Source organism: Streptomyces sp. NPDC090499 (genome assembly GCF_044769305.1).
Taxonomy (GTDB): domain Bacteria; phylum Actinomycetota; class Actinomycetes; order Streptomycetales; family Streptomycetaceae; genus Streptomyces.
The window spans coordinates 501,349-517,603 of sequence record NZ_JBIVXP010000006.1; the positions used below are offsets into that span (position 1 = coordinate 501,349).

13 protein-coding genes are annotated in these 16,255 nt (G+C 74.3%); 7 read left to right on the forward strand and 6 right to left on the reverse strand.

What is annotated here, in order from left to right; translation table 11 throughout:
• Nucleotides 1–97: 97 nt before the first annotated feature.
• On the reverse strand, nt 98–316 hold the full coding sequence (locus ACIQVL_RS25080) for a hypothetical protein (protein WP_403476407.1): 219 nt from the start codon (nt 314–316) through the stop codon (nt 98–100).
• Between ACIQVL_RS25080 and ACIQVL_RS25085 the strand changes: the two genes are divergently transcribed.
• From ACIQVL_RS25085 to ACIQVL_RS25095, 3 genes are read left to right on the forward strand one after another with little or no spacing between them, the layout of a single operon-like run.
• Nucleotides 218–1,348: a glycosyltransferase family 4 protein gene (locus tag ACIQVL_RS25085; RefSeq protein WP_403429753.1), complete on the forward strand. Its 1,131-nt coding sequence runs from the start codon at nt 218–220 to the stop codon at nt 1,346–1,348. The two genes, ACIQVL_RS25080 and ACIQVL_RS25085, sit on opposite strands and share 99 nt — an antisense overlap.
• Complete coding sequence (locus ACIQVL_RS25090; protein WP_403429755.1) at nt 1,345–2,550, forward strand: glycosyltransferase; 1,206 nt, start codon at nt 1,345–1,347, stop codon at nt 2,548–2,550. The genes ACIQVL_RS25085 and ACIQVL_RS25090 overlap by 4 nt, the downstream gene beginning before the upstream one ends.
• On the forward strand, nt 2,547–3,398 hold the full coding sequence (locus ACIQVL_RS25095; RefSeq protein ID WP_403429756.1) for an SGNH/GDSL hydrolase family protein: 852 nt from the start codon (nt 2,547–2,549) through the stop codon (nt 3,396–3,398). The genes ACIQVL_RS25090 and ACIQVL_RS25095 overlap by 4 nt, the downstream gene beginning before the upstream one ends.
• 51 nt (nt 3,399–3,449) lie before the next feature.
• Here the strand turns inward: ACIQVL_RS25095 and ACIQVL_RS25100 are convergent, their stop codons facing one another.
• The 5 genes from ACIQVL_RS25100 to ACIQVL_RS25120 all read right to left on the reverse strand — a co-directional run bounded on the left by ACIQVL_RS25100 (nt 3,450) and on the right by ACIQVL_RS25120 (nt 7,980).
• Nucleotides 3,450–4,319, reverse strand: coding sequence for a biotin-dependent carboxyltransferase family protein (locus ACIQVL_RS25100; protein WP_403476388.1), 870 nt, complete (start codon nt 4,317–4,319; stop codon nt 3,450–3,452).
• On the reverse strand, nt 4,316–4,933 hold the full coding sequence (gene pxpB / locus ACIQVL_RS25105) for a 5-oxoprolinase subunit PxpB (RefSeq protein ID WP_403476406.1): 618 nt from the start codon (nt 4,931–4,933) through the stop codon (nt 4,316–4,318). The genes ACIQVL_RS25100 and pxpB overlap by 4 nt, the downstream gene beginning before the upstream one ends.
• 104 nt (nt 4,934–5,037) lie before the next feature.
• Entirely contained in the window at nt 5,038–5,796 is a 759-nt protein-coding gene (locus ACIQVL_RS25110) for a LamB/YcsF family protein (protein WP_403476389.1), read from the reverse strand.
• A 19-nt stretch (nt 5,797–5,815) separates the two neighbouring features.
• Nucleotides 5,816–6,664 carry a putative hydro-lyase gene (locus tag ACIQVL_RS25115; protein ID WP_403429761.1) on the reverse strand — a complete coding sequence of 283 codons (849 nt, stop codon included), beginning with the start codon at nt 6,662–6,664 and terminating at the stop codon, nt 5,816–5,818.
• Entirely contained in the window at nt 6,661–7,980 is a 1,320-nt protein-coding gene (locus ACIQVL_RS25120; RefSeq protein WP_403476390.1) for an MFS transporter, read from the reverse strand. Before ACIQVL_RS25120 ends, ACIQVL_RS25115 begins: the two co-directional genes overlap by 4 nt.
• 173 nt (nt 7,981–8,153) lie before the next feature.
• Here ACIQVL_RS25120 and ACIQVL_RS25125 point away from each other — a divergent pair, with 173 nt between their 5' ends.
• From ACIQVL_RS25125 to ACIQVL_RS25140, 4 genes are all read left to right on the forward strand, one after another.
• Nucleotides 8,154–8,849: a GntR family transcriptional regulator gene (locus ACIQVL_RS25125; protein WP_403429764.1), complete on the forward strand. Its 696-nt coding sequence runs from the start codon at nt 8,154–8,156 to the stop codon at nt 8,847–8,849.
• A 190-nt stretch (nt 8,850–9,039) separates the two neighbouring features.
• A complete protein-coding gene (locus ACIQVL_RS25130) occupies nt 9,040–10,569 on the forward strand; it encodes a hypothetical protein (protein WP_403476391.1) in 1,530 nt (509 codons plus the stop codon).
• 133 nt (nt 10,570–10,702) lie between these two features.
• Nucleotides 10,703–11,572, forward strand: coding sequence for a hypothetical protein (locus ACIQVL_RS25135; protein ID WP_403429768.1), 870 nt, complete (start codon nt 10,703–10,705; stop codon nt 11,570–11,572).
• 63 nt (nt 11,573–11,635) lie between these two features.
• Nucleotides 11,636–16,249, forward strand: a complete 4,614-nt coding sequence (locus ACIQVL_RS25140; RefSeq protein ID WP_403476392.1) for a hypothetical protein — start codon at nt 11,636–11,638, stop codon at nt 16,247–16,249.
• The last annotated feature ends 6 nt before the right edge of the window (nt 16,250–16,255 follow it).

Consider the following 16,255-nt stretch of genomic DNA (forward strand, 5'->3'; position numbering starts at 1 on the left):
CGCGGGAAGCGCGGGAAGCACGGGAACCACGGGGGATCCCGTACACGTTCCATACGTGGACAACTGCCCGCTGGGTGAACGGCCGGTGACCGTCGGGTCAGCCGGGCATGGACGCAGGTTGGCCCGCTCGGGTGTGCAGGGCAACGCTCATGGGACGTTTAACAATCGGAAAGATCCACTTTGACGCGGCCACGTCCAGCGCGGCGACAACACCGGTATGCGTGTCGTCATCGTGACCGAATCCTTTCCCCCCGATGTGAACGGCGTGGCCCACTGCGCGCTCCAGACCGCCCGACACCTCGTCGATCGCGGTCACGCTCCCCTCGTCGTCGCACCGGCCCCCGCCCCCGGAAACAGGCTCGCCGCGGCCGCCGCGCCGTGCCCTGTCGTCCACGTCCCCTCCCTTCCGCTCCCGGGCTATCCCCAGGTCCGCGTGGCTCTCCCCAGCCGTAAGCTCGCGGCCGCGCTGATCGAGCACCGCCCCGACGTGGTGCACCTGGCCAGCCCCTTCATCCTCGGCGTCCGTGGCATGGCCGCCGCCGCCCGGCTCGGCATCCCGGCCGTCGCCGTCTACCAGACCGACCTGGCCGGATACGCCCGCACCTACGTGGGTGCCGGCGAGGCGGCCGCCTGGCGGCGGATCCGGTCCGTGCACGGCGCCGCCGACCGCACCCTCGCCCCGTCCACCGCCTCGATCAGCGACCTGGAGGCACACGGGGTGCCCCGGATCCAGCTGTGGCAGCGCGGCGTGGACACCGTCCGCTTCCGCCCCGAGTTCCGCGACGAGGCCCTGCGCCGCGAGATCGCCCCGAACGGCGAGGTCATCGTCGGCTACGTCGGCCGCCTGGCGCCCGAGAAGCAGGTCGAACTCCTCGCCGGGGTCTGCGGCCTGGAGGGCGTCAAGGTCGTGATCGTGGGCGACGGGCCCGCCCAGGCCCACCTCACCGAGGTGCTGCCGGGCGCGGTCTTCCTCGGCCGCCGCACCGGCGACGACCTCGCGCGGATCTTCGCCTCGTTCGACGTCTTCGCGCACACCGGCCCCTTCGAGACGTTCTGCCAGACCGTCCAGGAGGCCATGGCCAGCGGTGTCCCGGTCGTCGCGCCCGCCGCCGGCGGCCCGATCGACCTGGTCGACCACGGCCGCACCGGGTTCCTGGTCCCGCCCCGCGACGCCGGAGCCGTACGGGAGGCCGTGGCCTCCCTCGTCGCCGACGCCGGGATGCGGGCCGCGTTCGGCCACGCCGCGCGGACCACGGTCGAGGGCCGCACCTGGGCCGCCGTCGGCGATCAGCTGATCGGCCACTACGAGGACGTGCTCGCGGCGCGCCGACCGGTGGTGGCGGCATGAGTGCCACCTCGCCCGGCCCGCTGCGTATCGTCCGGCTGGCCAACTTCGTCGCCCCCGCCTCCGGCGGCCTGCGCACCGCCCTGCGCGAACTCGGCAAGGGCTTCGTGGCGGCCGGGCACGAGTCGGTGCTGATCGTGCCCGGCGAGCGCTACTCGGACCGGTACGAGGAGCAGGGCCGGGTCATCACGCTGCCCGGCCCGTTGCTGCCCGGCACCGGCGGCTACCGCGTCCTCGTCGACAAGAAGCGGGTCCAGAGCCTCCTGGAGCACCTCGCCCCGGACCGGCTGGAGGTGTCCGACCGCACCACCCTGCGCTGGACCGGCCGCTGGGCCCGGCGCGCCCGGATCCCCGCCGTGATGGTCTCCCACGAGACCGCCGACGGAGTCCTGCGCACCTGGGGCATGTCCGAGAACATGTCCCGGCGCACCGCGGACGCGCTCAACATCCGTACCGCGCACACGTACGCACGCGTGGTGTGCACCACCGAGTTCGCCGAGCGCGAGTTCATCCGCATCGGCGCGCGGAACGTCGTACGCGCCCCGCTGGGCGTCGACCTCACAGGCCGCCACCCCTCGCTGCGCGACCTCGACCTGCGGGCCCGCTATGCGCGCGAGGACGAGGCGCTGCTCGTCATGTGCTCGCGGCTGTCCGTGGAGAAGCGGCCCGGCACCGCCATCGACGCCGTCGAGGCACTGGCACGGCGCGGCCGCCGGGTCATCCTGGTGGTGGCCGGCGACGGGCCGCTGCGGGAGCGTCTGGAGCAGCGGGTGCGGGAGCGCAGGCTGCCGGTGACGTTCCTGGGGCATGTCTCCGACCGGGACAGCCTGGGCGCCCTCCAGGCGTCCGCCGACGTCGCCCTGGCGCCGGGACCCGCCGAGACCTTCGGGCTGGCCGCCCTGGAGGCGATGGCCTGCGGGACGCCCGTCGTCGCGAGCGCCTCCTCCGCGCTGCCCGAGGTGATCGGTTCCGCCGGGGCCACCGCGGCGGACCGGGGCGAGGCGTTCGCCGACGCCGTGGAGATGCTCCTGGAGCGGCCCGCCGCCGAGCGCCGGGAAACGGCACGCGCGCGTGCGGAGTGCTTCGGCTGGGGAACTGCCGTGGAGGCGTTCCTCGCGGCGCACGACGCGCCGGTGCTGTCCCGTCGTGACGAGAGCGGAACGACGGCACCGGTCCGTCGTGTCGTGCCGGAGGGCGTGGCATGAGAACGGTTCGTTTCGTGGCGCTCGGGGACTCGCTGACCGAGGGCGTGGGCGACCCCGCCGGCGACGGGTGGCGCGGCTGGGCCGCGCTGCTGGCCGGCGGACTCGCCGCGAGGGAGGTGGAGTTCACCAACTTCGCGGTCAGCGGGGCGCAGACCCGGGACGTGCTGGAACGCCAGACCCCGGCCGCGCTGGAACTGCGTCCCGACATCGTCGCCGTCGTCATAGGCGTCAACGACACCCTGCGCTGCACGTTCGACATCCACGCGGTGGCCGAACGGCTCGACAAGGTCTACGCGGCCCTGACCGAGCAGGGCGCGACCCTGCTCACGGCGTGCCTGCCCGACCCCGGCGCGATGTGGGGACTCCCGGGCGCCCTGGCCCGTCCGCTGGCCCGCCGGGGGCGTGCGGTCAACGCGGTGGTGCACGCCCTGTCCGAGCGGTACGGGGCCGTCCACCTGCACGCGTCGGAGGGCGCCTGGCTCACCGACCGCGAGATGTGGAGCGCGGACCGGCTGCACCCGTGCGAGCGCGGGCACCGGCAGCTCGCCGTCCGCTTCCACGCCCTGCTCGCCCCGCTGGGCATGGCGACGGGGACGGCGCCGTCCCCCGAGCCCGAGTTCCCGCCGCCGACGAAGAAGGCGAGTCTCTTCTGGCTGGCCACGGCCGGCACCGCCTGGGTGATCAGGCGCTGCCGCGACCTGCTGCCCCAGCTGCTGCGGCTGGCCGTCGACGAGATGCGGCACCGCCGCAGGGGCACCAGCGCCCGCCTGGACCTGAGCGCGTCCGCCGCGGTCTCCGCCGCGCTGGCCGCCCTCCAGCCGCCGGAGCGGCCCGCCGACGCCGCGTGAGGACGACGAGGTCACACGGACGACGGCACCGGACGAGGCCGCCGCAGCGGCTCAGCGACGGCGTACGGCCACGAAGCGGACCGGGATGCCCGGGACCGCCTGGGCCGCCGGCGGGAGGTCGGCGGCGCGGACCACCGCGATCACCGGATAGCCGCCGGTGGTTGGATGATCGGCCAGGAACACCACCGGACGGCCGTCCGGCGGTACCTGCACGGCACCGAGAACCATGCCCTCGCTGGGGAGTTCACCGGTACGGGCCCGCTCCAGGGCGGGCCCTTCCGTGCGCAGCCCGATGCGGTTGCTCGCCGACGACACCCGGTACGCGCGCGAGGTGAACGCCCGGACGGCCGCCGCCGTGAACCAGTCGGCCCGTGGGCCGAGCGTCACCCGCAGCACGAGCTCCGCCGGCGGGGACGGCTGCGCCACGACGTCCACGCGCGCGTGCGGTCCCACGGGCATGCCCACCGGCAGCACCGTGCCGTCCGCCAGCGGAGCGGGACCGAGCCCGGAGAGCAGGTCCGTGGACCGGCTGCCGAGCACCGGTTCCACCGCGATCCCGCCGGAGACGGCCACATAACTCCGTACGCCGGAGCGGGCCGCTCCCACCTCCAGCAGCTCCCCGGCCGGAACCACGACGGGCGCGCCCCAGGCCGCCGGACGCCCGCCCACCGCGACGGGGCACGGCGCGCCGCCGACCGCCACCACGACCGTCGAACGCGGCCGCACGGCACACCCGTTGAGCGTCGTCTCCAGAACGGCCGCGTCCGGTGCGTTCCCGACCAGCCGGTTGACGAGCGCCGCGGCGGGTGCGTCGAGTGCCCCGGAGCGGGGCACCCCCAGATGCGCGTGTCCCGGCCGCCCCCGGTCCTGCACGGTGGTCAGTGCACCGGCCCGCACCACGACGAGCGCGCGGTCCGTCATACGTCCTCCACCGGCACGAACCGCACGCGCGTCCCCGGCGCCAGCAGCGCGGCCGGCACGCGCGCGTGGTCCCACAGCACCGCCTCCGTCCTCCCGATCAGCTGCCAGCCACCCGGTGAGGAACGCGGGTACACGCCGGTGTACGGCCCGGCCAGCGCCACCGCGCCCGCGGGCACGGCGGTGCGCGGAGTGGCCCGGCGCGGCATGTCGTAGCGGTCCGGGAGCCCGGTGAGGTAGCCGAAGCCGGGCGCGAAGCCGCAGAAGGCGACCGTGAACTCGGTGTCCGCGTGGATGCGGGCCACCTCGCGCTCGGGAACCCGCCAGTGGGCGGCGACCTCGGCGAGGTCCGGACCGTCGTAGCGCACGGGCAGTTCGATCGCCGCACGCGCGCGTGGGGGAGCGGGCGGGACCACGGCGGTGGCCAGCTCGGTGGCCAGGCGGGCCGGGTCGTCGAGGCCGTCGAGCAGGACCGTGCGGGCGGCGGGCACGATCTCGCGGACCGTCAGCGAGCCTTCCGCGCGGCGGCGCAGCAACTCGGCGTGCAGGGCCTGGGCCTGTGCCCCGGAGCCGACCTCGACGAGGAGGGCGTCGTCGCCGACCAGGTGGACCGACAGGGGCGTGGCTTCGCGCGTGCCTGACGGAGGGCTCGTGCTCGTGCGCGCGTCTCCTCCCAGGTTCGTGCTCGTGCTCACGCTTCCGCCCGTGTTCGTGCTCATGCTCATGCGAAGGCCGCCACGGTCACGCCCGCCGCCGTGAGCCGCGCGCGCACCCTGCGCGCCAGCTCCACGGCGCCCGGGGTGTCGCCGTGCAGACAGAGCGAGCGGGCGCGCACCGCGATGCGGGCGCCGGTGCGCGAGACGACCGCACCGGAGCGCGCCAGTTCCACGGAGCGCTCCACCACCGCCTCCGGGTCGCTCAGCACCGCGCCCTGCTGCCCGCGCGGGACGAGCGTCCCTTCGTCGGTGTACGCGCGGTCCGCGAACGCCTCCGTGACCGTCGGCAGCCCCGCCTTCCCCGCCAGCGCCAGCAGCCGGGAGCCGGGCAGTCCCAGAACCGGCAGCGAGGCGTCCGCGAGGAGCACGCCGTCGACCACCGCGGCGGCCTGCTCCTCGTCGTGCACGACCCGGTTGTAGAGCGCGCCGTGCGGCTTCACGTACGCCACGCGTGCGCCGGCGGCCCGGGCGAAGACCTCCAGGGCGCCTATCTGGTAGGCCACCTCGGCGGCCAGTTCGGCGGGCGGCACGTCCATCGCGCGCCGCCCGAACCCCGCCAGGTCCCGGTAGGACACCTGGGCGCCGATCGTCACCCCGCGCCCGGCCGCCAGCTCGCACACCCGCCGCATGGTGGCCGCGTCCCCCGCGTGGAAGCCGCAGGCCACGTTGGCGCTGGTCACGACGGACAGCAGTTGCTCGTCGTCGGTGAGCTTCCAGCGGCCGAAGCCCTCGCCGAGGTCGGCATTGAGGTCGATCGAGGTCATGGATGTGCCGTCTCTCCTGTCAGGCCACGCGGTACTGCTCGTCGCGGGCGTCGCTGATGAACATCTGGCCCGGTGCGTGCGTGATCGCGAACGGCGGCCGGGAGGCCGTCACGGCCGCCTGCGGGGTCACCCCGCACGCCCAGAACACCGGGATGTCGTCCGGTTCGGCGGCCACCGGGTCGCCGAAGTCGGGCCGGCCGAGGTCGGCGATGCCGAGCGCGGCGGGATCGCCGCAGTGCACGGGGCCGCCGTGCACCGCCGGGAGCAGACTGCTCTCCCGGATCGCCGCCGACAGATGCTGCGGGGGCACCGGGCGCATGGACACCACCATCGGCCCGCGCAGCCGTCCCGCCGGACGGCACGGCCGGCTGGTCACGTACATGGGCACGTTCCGGCCCTGCTCGACATGGCGGATCGGCACCCCGGCCCCGGCCAGCGCCCACTCGAACGTGAAGCTGCATCCGAGCAGGAACGACACCAGGTCGTCGCGCCAGTACGCGCGCACGTCCGTCGGCTCGTCCACCAGCTCACCGTCCCGCCACACCCGGTAGCGCGGCAGGTCGGTGCGCAGGTCCGCGCCCTCGGCGAGTTCGGTGCCGGTCGCACCGGCGTCGGTGACGTCGAGCACCGGACAGGGCTTCGGATTGCGTTGGCAGAACAGCAGCATGTCGTACGCCCAGTCGGCGGGCACCGAGATCAGGTTGGCCTGCGTGTGACCGGCCGCGACCCCGGCCGTGGGGCCCGTGAGGCCCGCCCGGAAACGGGCCCGGGCGCTTCCCGGGCTCCACGCGTGCGCGTGCTCGTCGACGAGAGCGACGGGCAGGTCCTCCGCGGGACGGGCGGCAAGGAGCTCTTCCGTACGGTTCACGCCAGTTCCTTCCCGCGCGTCTCCGGGAGTCCGAACAGGGCCACGGCGGCGAGTGCGTAGCCGGCCGCACCGAAGACCAGCGCGCCGCCCACGCCCCAGCTGTCGGCCAGGAAGCCCACCAGGGTCGGGAAGACCGCGCCCACCGCGCGGCCCGCGTTGTAGGTGAAGCCCTGGCCGGTGCCGCGCACGGCCGTCGGGTACAGCTCGCTCAGGTACGAACCGAAGCCGCTGAAGATCGCCGACATGCAGAAGCCGAGCGGGAAACCGAGCACCAGGAGCAGGGTGTTGGCGCCGCCCGGGATGTTCGCGTAGGCCAGCACGCAGACCGCCGACAGCACCGCGAACAGCCAGATGTTGCGGCGCCGGCCCAGCCGGTCGGTGAGGTAGCCACCGGTCAGATAGCCGAGGAAGGCCCCCGAGATCAGGAAGGTCAGGTAGCCGCCGGTGCCGACGACCGACAGACCGCGCTCGGTCTTGAGGTACGTCGGGACCCAGGTCGCCAGCGTGTAGTAGCCGCCCTGCACACCCGTGGACAGCAGGCCCGCGAAGACCGTGGTACGCAGCAGACCGGGCGCGTCGGCCGTGCCCGGCCGGAAGATGGCGGCGAACGATCCGCGCCGCGGGCTCTGTTCGCGTACCGCGACCGCCTGCGGGGCGTCGTGCACCCGGCGGCGCAGCCACACCACGAGAAGCGCGGGCAGCGCGCCGGTCCAGAACATCACCCGCCAGGCCAGGTCGCCGCCGACGAACGAGAAGACCAGCGTGTACACGATCGCGGCGAGGGCCCAGCCGACGGCCCAGGAACTCTGGACGGCGCCGAGCGTACGGCCGCGATGACGGGCGCTCGCGTACTCGGCGACCAGGATCGCGCCGACCGCCCACTCGCCGCCGAAGCCGAGGCCCTGGAGCGCGCGGAACACCAGCAGGGTCTCGTAGTTGGGTGCGAAGCCGCAGGCCACCGTGAAGACCGCGTAGGTGATCACCGTGATCATCAGCGCGCGGACCCGGCCGACCCGGTCCGCGAACACGCCCGCCGCGGCGCCGCCGACCGCGGAGACCACCAGGGTGACGGTGGTGAACAGGCCGGTCTGGCCGCTGTCCAGGCCGAAGTACGCCGCGAGCGCGACCATGCTCAGCGGCAGGGTGAAGTAGTCGTACGAATCCAGGGCATATCCGCCGAAAGCTCCGGCGAACGCACGCCGGCCGCGCGGGCCGAGGGCGCGCAGCCAGCCGAACGCGCCGTCCTCGGCGGTGCGTTCACCCCTGCCCGGGTGCGCGTCGGAGGACAGGGCCTGCGGTGGAGGAGTCGTGCTCATGGGCACCTCGCAGATGAGGGACGGAGGGTGCGGGGAGTGAGCGGTGCGGGGCCGTGCCGGGGCCGTGTCAACGGCCGTACCAAGGTGAGCGTGATGAGCACCGTAGAGGATCGTTCAACGATCCTTCAATACCCGTGTTGTTTCGTTCCTGTGTCTGCGGTTGAATTCCGGGCATGGCAGAGCAGCTGACGGGACTGGCCGACGACCGCGCCCTCCTCGGGCGGACCAGCACCGCGGAACGGGTCTCCGACATCCTCAGGAGCCGCATCGCCGACGGCTACTTCCCGCCAGGCACCCGCCTGTCGGAGGACGGCATCGGCGGCGCGCTCGGGGTCTCCCGCAACACCCTGCGCGAGGCGTTCCGGCTGCTCACGCACGAACGCCTGCTGGTCCACGAACTCAACCGGGGCGTCTTCGTCCGGGTTCTCACCGTGGAGGACGTCGAGGACATCTACCGCACCCGCGTCCTCGTCGAGTGCGCCGTCGTCCGCGGCCTCGGCGACCCGCCGTACGCCCTGGAGAGCCTGTCGGCGGCGGTCGTCGAGGGGCAGTCGGCGGCCACGGCGGATGACTGGAAATCGGTGGGTACGGCCAATATCCACTTCCACCGGGAACTGGTCGCCCTGGCCGGCAGCGAACGCACCGACGAACTGATGCGCAGCGTCTTCGCGGAACTCCGCCTCGCCTTCCACGTGGTCGACGACCCCCACGCCCTGCACGAGCCGTACCTGGCCCGCAACCGCGAGATCCTGGAGTCGCTGGAGCGCGGCGACAGGCGCGCCGCGGAGCGCCTGCTGGAGACATACCTCACGGACTCCCTGGAACGGGTGGTCGAGGTCTACCGCCGCCGCGTCGACAGCACCCCGTGAAACGCCCCGCACTGAAGCGCCCCGAAAGGGGCGCTGGGGGTGCCCCCGGCCGAAGGCTGGGGGAGGAACTGCGCGACCAGCCACGGACGACCCGCACTCTGACGCACCACCTGCGGTTACCCGGTGCTCCCGGCGTAGCCGCTCCGCGTCGTTTGGGCCGATGTCAGACCCAGGACCTAGTCTGTGCACCGTGACTTCGCCTGCATCGACGGACAGCGTGCCGCCCCAGCTCAGTGCGGGGCCGCGCCCCGCACCGGGCCCGGCCGCCGACGAGGGCCTGGCGCGGCGGCTGCGCGCGCTCGCCTGCACGGCGCCGCTGCACGACCTCGACGCACGCAAGGCGAACCTGGCCGGCGAGTACTCGGTGTACGGCATGGCCGAGGTGGCCCTCTCCGCCATCGACCTGGTCACCCTCAACATGGACTTCGACACCGGCGCGGACCACGAGCAGATCGTCGCCCGGCTGATCCCGCGCATCTCCGCCCAGACCCCGCACCGCCCCGTCGCCGAGCACGAGCGCGTGGCCCGCTGGGTCCTGGAGAACCTGATCAACGTCGGCAGCGTCGACCGCGGCTTCCGCGCGGTGTACGGCACCTTCGCGCCGGACGGGTCGTACGTCCGCCGGGACTACGACTTCAAGCTCATCGAGGAGGTGCCGGGACCGGAGGGCACGGTGTACCTCCGTACCACCGACGAGGCGGTCAACGTCCTCGTCGGCGCCCTCGACACGGACGTCACCAGCGCCCAGATCGCCGCCGAGGTCAAGCTGGAGGTGCTGGTCAACCGCGGCCGGCTCGCCGACGCCCAGCTCGCCGCGGAGCAGGCCCGCTACCGGACCGTCCAGTACTCGGAGAGCCTGCGCCGGGCCCTGGAGGCCACCCGGCGCAACGTCCGCGCGGTGGACTGGCTCAACGCCGTCCCCGACATGATCGCCGAGGCCCTGGACCACGTCGCCGACCGCTACCGGCACGAGAACGCGATCCTCACCAACATCCGCAAGGCCCGCGACGAGACCGAGGAGCCCGAGAACAAGCGGCGCGCCGCCGAGCTCGTCGACATCGTCAAGGACTGCATCCGGCGGCACACCCAGTTGCAGTCGCGACTGCTGGAGGCGGGGCCGCTGTTCCGTGCGGAGCAGGACCGGCAGGCGTTCGCGACGCCCATGACGACGTCGGGGACGGACCTGTACGGGCACCTCCTCGCGCCGTTGCTGCCGCTGCCGCTGGAGCAGGCGAGCCGCGTCACGGGGGCGTTCTTCGCACGCGGGACCGGGCTGCGGACACCGGTGTCGGTGCGGGTCGGCGACCTCGTCGACATACTGCTGACGCCGCCGGTGGAGCGCGAGCACCTGGGCGCGGAGATGCCGGAGCCGGACCTCATCGCCACGCCGGACGACAGCCGGTTCAGCGAGGAGCAGCTGGCCGACGCCATGCGGTTGCTGGACCTTCCGGCCGACGCGCCGCGGAGACTGTCGGGGCTGCTGGCGGAGGCGCGGCGCGTGGGCGGCGAGGACCTGGCCTATCTCGTCGCGTTGCTGGCGGTGCACGCCGCCAGCCCGGCCGTGGGCTCGGCCTACCGGCAGGGCGAGGAGAAGCTGTTGTTCGCGGTGGACGACGGTACGGAGCTGGACGACGCCGGCTTCGGTGGTGCCGACCTGATCGTGGGGACCGCTCTGCTGGATGCGGTGGGGATGGCTGCGGACCGGACCGAGGCCGCGTGATGCCGAGTGCCGGGTGCGGGCCGGTGGGGGCTGATGCGCGGTTCCTCCCCCAGCCTTCGGCCGGGGGCACCCCCAGCGCCCCTGAAGGGGCGCTTGCGCAGCCCTCTGTTTTCAAGATCGAGGAGTTGTAGTCGTGAACGAGTACGTCGAGGCAGACGCATCTGCTGCGCCGGCCAACGCTGCCGTCACGCCCGCCGACGCCGCCGACGCGGCTCGGCTCGTCGCCTTCGGGCTGCAGCCCAAGCTGCAGCCCGCGCGTGACCAGGAGTACACGGAGCTGCTGCGGCGCTACCGGGAGGACCCACCGTTCGCGCGGCTCGCCGATGCCGTTGCCGCCGGGCTGGGGCTGGTGGTGCTCGAGGTGTCGCCCCGGGCGGGGATGGCCGTGACGGCCGCCGAGGACTCGGTGTTCGCCGTTCGCATGGGCGACTACGCGCGTCGTACGTCGGCGGACGGCAGCGACCGCTTCCTGCACGGCCTCGCCCATCTCGCCGTCGCCGCGCTGGCGTTCCCCCGCCCCGAGGACCTGGCCGACGACGGCTACATCGGGCGGATCACCGTCAACGGCGTCGACGCCTTCGTCCGGCAGGCCTGCCGGCGGCTGGAGGAGCGGGCCGAGGAGGCGGGGGAGAACACCGACCCGGCCACCGACGCGCCCGGCCTGGAGGCCGCCTGGCGGATCTGGGCCAGACGCAGCGCGACCGGCGCCACCAAGGACGCCCGCCGGCTGGCCGGTTCCACCACCGGCATCATCGGCAAGGCGGTCGTCTTCCTCACCGACTCCGGGTTCCTCCAGCGCACCGGCGACGACCAGGGCGGCACGTACCGCACGACGGCCCGCTACCAGCTCCAGGTGCGGGACATGGCCGGCAGCGCCGCCATGGCCGAGCTGCTGGAGCTCGGCGTCGTCCCGGTCACCGACGGCACGGCCAGCCTGCTGCCCGCCGACGCCACCGAGGATCTGGACCTGGTCGCCGACGCGGGTCTGCCGTTCCACTCCTGAGCCGTTCCCGAAGCCCTTTCCGAGCCGTCACCACCCTCTTCCCACGTCTTACGAGAGTCCGCCATGTACGAGCTGTCCCGGGTCCGCCTCTACTCCATCGGGCCGGCCGGTGCGCGCTACGCCGACACCGTGCTGGACCTGCGGGGTGTCGGCGAGCCCGTGCCCGACCCCGCGCCGACGCAGGCGGAGTTCTTCGAGGAGGAGCCGGTCGGCCCGCCGCGCCGCCCCGCGCCCGCGGGCGTGCTCTTCCTGGAGAACGGCGGCGGCAAGTCGGTGCTGCTCAAGCTGATCTTCTCGGTGATGCTGCCGGGTCACCGCAACACCCTCGGTGGCGCGAGCTCGGGTGTGCTGCGCAAGTTCCTGCTCGCCGACGACTGCGGACACGTCGCCCTGGAGTGGCAGCACACACTCACCGGCGAGTGCGTGGTCGTCGGCAAGGCGAGCGAGTGGCGGGGGCGGCAGGTCTCCAACGACCCGCGGAAGTTCGCCGAAGCCTGGTACTCGTTCCGGCCCGGCCCGGGACTCTCGCTGGACAGTCTGCCGGTCGCCGAGTCCACCGCCGTACGGCAGCAGCCCGTGGAAGGCACCTCCGGGGCGCAGGGGCGGCGGCGCACCATGAAGGGCTTCCGGGACGCCATCACCGAGGCCGGCAAGGCCTACCCGCACCTGGACGTGTACTGGGAGGAGATCCACGACCGCTGGATCGAGCACCTCGGTGACCTGGGCCTCGACCCGGAACTCTTCCGCTACCAGCGCGAGATGAACGCCGACGAGGGCGAGGCCGCGGGCCTGTTCGCGGTGAAGAAGGACTCCGACTTCACCGACCTGCTGCTGCGGGCCGTGACCGACACCCGGGACACCGACGGACTCGCCGACCTGGTCGGCGGCTTCGGCAACAAGCTCGGACGGCGCGCCGAGCTGATCGCCGAACGGGACTTCACCGCCGGGTCGGTGGACCTCCTGGGGCGGATCGTGGAGGCCGCGGAGGCACGGGGACGCGCGCGTGACATCCACGCGGGCGCCGAACGCCGTACGCGGACACTGGCCCGCCGGTTGTCCGCACGGGGCGTGCAGGAGCGGGTGCGCGCCGCCGACCTCGCCCAGCGGGTCACGGCCGCCGCCTACGCCGTCACGCACTCCGACGGAGCTCGCGAGCGCAGTGCGCTGATCGCCGCCGAACTCGCCTACCGGCACGCCTCCCTGGCGCTCGCCGTCGGCGAGAAGTCCGCCGCCGCGCAGAAGCGCGAGCTGGCCGACGCCCGCACCCTGCACGCGGCCTGGCAGGCCGCCGAGGCCGTGCTGCGCCACCGCGCGGCCGCCGACCGCGTCGCGCGCGTGGCCGCCGCCATCCAGGAGGCCGAGCGGGACGCGGCCCCCGCCCTCGCCGCCCGCGCCAAGGCCGCCGTCGCACTCGTCCGGGCCCTGCACGGGGCCGCCGAGAGCGCGGAGACCCTCGCCAACGAGGAGGAGGAGCGGTCCGCCGCACTCCAGGAAGTCGGCGACAGCGCGTACCGGGACTCGACCTCCGCGGCCACCGAGGCACAGCGCGCCCGCAGCGAGACCGGGCACCTCAGGCAGCGGCTCGGCGAGGTCGAGCAGGAGACCGCCGAGGCGGTCCGCGCGGGCTGGCTCGACGACAGCGCCCCGGACGCCGACCCGGCAAGAGCCGCCCTCGCGGCGAGCGACGCCGAGAAGACGGCCGTGGCCGCCTGGGACACCGCCCGTGAGGCCTCCCACCGAGCGGGCGAGCACGCGCGCGAGGCGGCCTCCGCCGAGTCCCGCGCCGAACTCACCGCCGCCCGTGCCGCGGACGCGGCGACCGCTGCCGAGCGGACGTACGACGCCGAGAAACGCCTGGCCGAGACCCTCGCGGCGGAGGAGCGGCTCACCGAACTGCTGGGCCTCACAGGCTCCCGCACCGCCCTTCCGCGGCCCCGGCACGAGGGCGGCGGCGACACCCCCGCGGCCCTCGTGCCCGAGGAACTCGACCGGTTCGCGGACGAGTTGCGGGAGCTGCTCGACGACGCCGTCGGATCCGCCGAGCGGCAGCTGTTCGACCTGCGGACCGCCGCCGCCGACGACTCCCGGATCCTCGGCGCCCTCGGCGACGGCGGGCTGCTGCCGCCGGGCCCCGACGTGCTGGCCACCGTCGAGTTCCTCGGCGAGCACGGCATCCCGGCCCTGCCCGGCTGGCGCTACCTCGCCCAGGCCGTCGACCCCGCCGACCACGCGCGCGTGCTGGCCGCCCGCCCCGAACTCGTCGACGGCGTGGTCATCACCGACCCCGACACGCACGCCCGCGCCCGCGAGGCGCTCAGCGAGGCGGCCCTGCTGCCCCGCTCCGCCGTTGCCGTCGGCACCGCCGCCGCCCTGCTCGCACCGACCCCGGCCGCCGACGCCGTTCCGGGCGACGTGTTCCTCGTGCCGCCGAACCCGGCCATGCACGACGAGCACGCCGCCGACGAGGAGCGGCAGGCGCTGCGCGCGCGGGCCACCGAGCGGGACGAGGAGATCCGCACCCTTGCCGCCCGGCTCGGCAAGGACCGCGAGCTGGCCGCGCGGCTCGCCTCCTGGCGCACCGGCTGCCCGGCCGGACGGCTCGTGGAGCTGGCGCAGGAGGCCCGGGACGCGCGGGTGTTCGCGGAGGAGTCCGAGGCCGAGCTGGCCGAGGCCCGGACCGTGCGGGCGGAGGCCGAGGAGGTCGCCGCCGAGGCCGCGCAGCTGCGCGACGAGCGCCAGGAGGCCGCCCAGCGGGCCCGGCGCGCCGCCGACGCGCTCGCCGGCCTCGCGTTCCGGCTGCGCGAGCGGGCCGGCTGGCAGGTCAGGCTCCGTGAACTCGCCGACGAGGCCACCGAGTCGGAGGCCCGCGCCCAGTCCTGTCTGGAGCGCGCCAGGGTCGCCGACGAGGACCGGCGTGCCGCCCAGCGCGCCGCCGACGACGCCCGCCGCACCGCCCGTACGCTGCGCGCCGAGCGGTCCGAGATCGCCGGCGCCCCCGACGACATGCCCGAGAGCGAAGAGGACGCCCCCGGCTCCTCGTCCCCGTTGGCCGCCCTGCGCGAGGCCTACCGGGCCGCCTCGCAGGTGTACGAGAAGGTCGGTGTCGGCGCCGACCTGCGGGCCGAGCAGGCCCGTGCGGAGAGCGACGAGAGCGCCGCGCTCGCGGAACTGGAACGGCTGACCAACAAGGTCCGCACCCGCGCCGAGCAGCTGCTGCTGTCGCCCGACGGCTCCGACGGGCCCTCCCGGCAGGCCGCCGCCGCCCGCGCGGAGGAACTGGTGCAGCTTCTGGAGACCCGCATGTCCACCGCGAGCGAGCAGCTCGGGCGGCTCCGCGGCGAGGCCGAGCGGCACGCCCCCGCGGACGGCGACGCGCACACCGAACTGCCCGAGGAGCTCCGGCCACGCGACGCCGAGCACGCCCAGGCGCTGCTGCGCACGGCGACGGCCGAACTGGCCGCACGCACCGAGGCGCTGGCCCAGGCCCGGGAGGCGCACGCCGAGTTGCTGGACACGCACCGCGCGGCCGAGGACGCGGCGGGCGGCTTCGAGGAGATCGCCGCCATGCTCCGCGACCTGCTGCGCGAGCACACCGCCGAGGAGGAGCAGGAGGAGCCCGAGCCGTATCCCGGCAGCCTGGAGGAGGCCCGGCAGTCCGCCGCCGAGGCCCGCAGGTCGCTGCGCGGCTGCGCGGGTGACCTGTCTGCCGCCGAGTCCGCCGTCCGCGAGGCGAGCGACGTCCTCGTACGGCACGCCAACGCCACCCGGTACGAGGCGGTGCGGACGCCCGCACGCCAGCAGATCCGGGAGCTCCCCGCCGCCGCGCTGCCCGAGCACGCCCAGAAGTGGGCGGACGCCTTCGCGCCGCGGCTGCGGGTGCTGACCGACGAGCTGGCCCAGCTGGAGCGGAACCGGGACTCGATCGTGGACCGGCTGCGGGGGCTCGTCGAGTCCGCGCTGGCGACCCTGCGCTCCGCCCAGCGGCTCTCCCGGCTGCCCGAGGGACTCGGCGAGTGGTCCGGGCAGGAGTTCCTCCGCATCCGCTTCGAGGAGCCCGACCAGGCCACGCTCACCGAGCGGCTCGGCGAGGTCGTCGACGACGCGACCCGCGCCGCCGTGAAGAAGAACTCCGATCTCCGACGGGACGGAATGTCCCTGCTGCTGAGGGGAGTCGCGGCCGCCCTGCAGCCGAAGGGCGTCGCCGTCGAGATCCTCAAGCCGGACGCGGTACTGCGCGCCGAGCGGGTACCGGTGGGGCAGATGGGGGACGTGTTCTCCGGTGGACAGCTGCTGACCGCGGCCATCGCCCTGTACTGCACGATGGCCGCACTGCGCTCCAACGACCGGGGACGGGACAAGCACCGGCACGCGGGAACGCTGTTCCTCGACAATCCCATCGGGCGGGCCAACGCGACGTACCTGCTGGAGCTCCAGCGGGCCGTGTCGGACGCGCTGGGCGTGCAACTGCTCTACACGACCGGGCTGTTCGACACCACGGCGCTTGCCGAGTTCCCCCTGGTCATCCGGTTGCGGAACGACGCCGACCTACGGGCCGGCCTCAAGTACATCAGTGTGGAGGAACATCTCCGGCCAGGGCTGCCGCAGCAGCCGCAGGCGGGAGAGGCCGTGCGCAGCGAGATCACCGCCACGCGGATGTTCAGGAAGCCGTCGGCCTGACGGACG